The organism is Mucilaginibacter sp. P4_G9 (assembly GCF_056400985.1).
Genome location: NZ_JBFUKF010000544.1, coordinates 1 through 2700, shown reverse-complemented (window position 1 = coordinate 2700; position 2700 = coordinate 1). Strand labels below are relative to the sequence as shown.

The 2700-nt window shown below is 38.7% G+C and carries 4 protein-coding genes; 1 reads left to right on the top strand and 3 read right to left on the bottom strand.

The genetic code is table 11. The features are described 5' to 3' along the window. Positions 1 to 161: 161 nt before the first annotated feature. Genes bshB1 through AC1DPZ_RS25045 form a run of 3 tightly spaced genes read right to left on the bottom strand, consistent with a single transcriptional unit; the run spans position 162 to position 2016 of the window. Positions 162 to 884 (bottom strand): bacillithiol biosynthesis deacetylase BshB1, encoded by a 723-nt coding sequence (gene bshB1 / locus AC1DPZ_RS25055; RefSeq protein ID WP_477408613.1) that lies wholly within the window; start codon positions 882 to 884, stop codon positions 162 to 164. A gap of 14 nt (positions 885 to 898) precedes the next feature. Further along, positions 899 to 1399 (bottom strand): glutathione peroxidase, encoded by a 501-nt coding sequence (locus tag AC1DPZ_RS25050; protein WP_477408611.1) that lies wholly within the window; start codon positions 1397 to 1399, stop codon positions 899 to 901. 2 nt (positions 1400 to 1401) lie between these two features. Further along, positions 1402 to 2016 carry a DUF4294 domain-containing protein gene (locus AC1DPZ_RS25045; RefSeq protein ID WP_477408609.1) on the bottom strand — a complete coding sequence of 205 codons (615 nt, stop codon included), beginning with the start codon at positions 2014 to 2016 and terminating at the stop codon, positions 1402 to 1404. Between the two features lie 111 nt (positions 2017 to 2127). Between AC1DPZ_RS25045 and AC1DPZ_RS25040 the strand changes: the two genes are divergently transcribed. Beyond that, positions 2128 to 2700, top strand: a 573-nt coding sequence (locus tag AC1DPZ_RS25040) for an HD domain-containing protein (RefSeq protein ID WP_477408607.1), incomplete at its 3' end; no start/stop codon positions are given.

The following is a 2700-nucleotide window of genomic DNA, read 5'->3' as shown; positions in this document are numbered from 1 at the left end:
CCTTTTAAAGCTTGCGAATGAAAATAAACTGAGACGAGAAAGAAGTAATGAAAATAATCGCTTTGAATATATTAAGGCTTAAATATTTAAACCGATATTATAAAATAAGCCGCTATCCTATTAAAGGATAGCGGCTTATTTATTTATAGTTAAATAATATATTATTTTAAAGCAAATAAATTATCTATTCCTAAAATTTTTCTACTTGTATAACCTTCTGCATATTTAACACCTATGCTTTTACCAAATTCGCTGGCTCGCGCGGCTACTCCATTAATAAATTCGGGAGATGATATATAGGTTTGAGGCTCGTCGCTCCATTCTGGATTAAAAAATTGCGAACCATAAGCACGTATGCTTTCTATCTTTTTGTCCCAATACTCGGTAACATCTATCAAAATATCAGGCCTGATATAATTATCCTGTATAAAATGCAGCACCAAATCAGGTCGCCATGGCTGCTGGGGTTCACCATTTTTATCAAACGTTTCTATTTTACGCAAACCTGATAAAAACGCAGAATGCTCCACCAATTCATTGGCCCGACCATGATCGGGATGTCTGTCATGATAAGCATTGGTTATTATAATTCGGGGCTGATAATTACKGATAGCGGAGATAACTTTCAACTGGTACTCTTTTGTATTTTCAAAAAAACCATCAGGAATACCTAAATTATCTCTTACCGAAAGGCCCAATATGTTTGCCGCTGCCGCTGCCTCCTGCTCACGAATATCTGCAGTGCCACGAGTCCCTAACTCGCCACGTGTAAGGTCAACTATGCCTGCTTTATGCCCCATAGCTATATGCTTCAAAATAGYGCCCGAGCATCCAAGTTCGGCATCATCAGGATGTACCGATAAAACTAAAATATCTAATTTCATTATTGTATTTATGTTTAGTGAGCAGCCGATAAAAGACGCTCTATTCTCTTCCGAATCTTTGAAGATGTTGGTTTGGTAAAAGGGTAATAAAAATCAGTAACATGACCGTCCCTATTGATCAAAAACTTATGAAAATTCCATCTTGGAATCGATTTAAGGTTACCGTTCTGTTTTTTATCAGCAAAAAACTGGTATAAGGGATGAGCAAATGGCCCACGCACCCGTATTTTATCAAATACGGGGTAATTTACGCCGGAATTTTCGCAGAAAGTGGTAATAGCAGCGCCTTCCAAAGGCTCCTGCCCGCCAAAATCATTTGAGGGAAATGCAAGTATTTCAAAATCAGCATCACCAAAAATTTCCTTTAATGATACAAGATCTTTAAGCTGAGGGGTAAAACCGCATTGAGAAGCGGTGTTAACTATTAAAAGTACTTTATTTTTATAAGCCGATAGACTGATGTCATCACCGTTTAACTTTTGAACGTTAAACTTGTAGACGCTTGTATTATCCATTATTAGAAGTTAGTGGAATTGTATCCGGCCTGGGTAAGAATGGCCTCGATATCTTTCTGCTCATCTGGATCATAAGTTTCTTTAAGGTTATGACCAAATATGCTGGCTACGGATTGAAACATAAATGCTTTAAAACCACCTTTAAGCTCTTTAACCATAGTATAACTGGTTGTGCCGGTTTCCCGGTCAATCAACTTAATCAAAACTTCGCCCTGACTAATTGTCAGATTTTTAATTTCCTTATTAAACAATGTTTTTATCTCTGTTTCGCACGTGCCAATCAGTTCTTTCTGCTTCTTTTTATCTCCGGTAAGTGCAAGATCGCGCTGTAGTTTTGCGTATCGCTGGCCGGCAAAACGTGCATAGGGTAACACCTTCATTACATTATACCTTAAACGGCGGTAATTGTCCCTATCAGCATCACTGGCAAATATGCGGGTATCAACAATTCGTACAGGAGGGCATACTACCCAAGGAACCAATTCTCCGTCAATACTTGTAACGGCAACCCGAATGGTATCATTTTTGCCCAGAACCATAGGTGCAGGTTTATCTGTTTGGGCTTTTACTTCGCCCATAATGCAACAAAACATCAACAGAAAACCAATAAATTTCATATTTTTACTTAATACAAAATTAAAGCAAATTTTTGTGGTATTTTAATATAATCTGTAATAATATTTTTTTAGTTACAGGTTGATCCATTTTTTTACCACTAATATTCATATATGAAAGAGATAGTGATTGATCTGGAAGCTGAAAAAAATGAGATCTTAAAAAGATATCGGGCTTTGCTGCGTGCCTGTAAATCAACCCTGCAAAAGGGCGATAAGCGAATGATTCGCAAGGCATTTGACATGGCCCTTGAAAGCCACAAGGATATGCGCCGCAAAAGCGGCGAACCCTATATATACCACCCAATTGCTGTTGCCCAGATAGCTGCCGAGGAAATTGGCCTGGGTACAACTTCAATTGTGTGCGCCCTGCTGCATGATGTGGTTGAAGATACCAACATGACGCTGGACGAGATTGAGATGGAGTTTGGTAAAAAGGTAGCCAAAATTATTGATGGCTTAACCAAAATATCCGGCGTATTTGATACCAACAGTTCTTTGCAGGCCGAAAACTTCCGTAAAATGTTGCTTACCCTGGCAGATGATGTTAGGGTGATACTGATAAAACTGGCCGATAGGTTGCATAACATGCGTACTATGGAGTTTATGCCACGTGATAAGCAGCTTAAACTATCATCAGAGACGGTTTATTTGTACGCTCCACTTGCGCACAGGCTGGGCTTATAT

Coding starts and splice junctions, on each gene's coding strand:
- AC1DPZ_RS25050 (WP_477408611.1), bottom strand. CDS start 1,399: ATGGATAATACAAGCGTCTACAAGTTTAACGTTCAAAAGTTAAACGGT.
- AC1DPZ_RS25045 (WP_477408609.1), bottom strand. CDS start 2,016: ATGAAATTTATTGGTTTTCTGTTGATGTTTTGTTGCATTATGGGCGAA.